This is a genomic window from Pedococcus sp. 2YAF34 (assembly GCF_052114585.1).
Classification (GTDB): Bacteria; Actinomycetota; Actinomycetes; order Actinomycetales; family Dermatophilaceae; genus Pedococcus.
Genome location: NZ_JBFRFA010000169.1, coordinates 1 through 344, shown reverse-complemented (window position 1 = coordinate 344; position 344 = coordinate 1). Strand labels below are relative to the sequence as shown.

At 69.2% G+C, this 344-nt stretch carries 1 protein-coding gene; it reads right to left on the bottom strand.

All coding sequences use genetic code 11. The features are described from left to right. Positions 1 to 344: Gfo/Idh/MocA family protein (locus AB4Z02_RS19410; RefSeq protein WP_441973021.1), on the bottom strand; the 344-nt coding region annotated here is incomplete at both ends.

Genomic DNA, 344 nt, shown 5'->3' with positions numbered 1-344 from the left:
CCGTTGGCGTAGAACGTGAGGTCAGCGGTCAGGGTGTCGGCCACGAAGGTGCCACGCTCACCGGTGATGATCGTGACCCGCTCCTTCAGCGGCGACAGCCAGTTCACCAGGTGGCTGGTCACCGCTCCCCCGCTGAGCTGCCCGACGACCGCGACGAGGTCCTCGTGCTGGCGCCCCGACTTGTACGCGGTGCGCGCGGCGACGGAGGTGTAGGACTGCTGGGTCACCCAGGCGGTCAGGTCGATGTCGTGCGTGCCGAGGTCCTTGACCACACCCACGTCGGCGATCCGGGCCGGGAACGGGCCCTGGCGACGCGTCGTGACCTGGTAGACGTCACCGAGCTC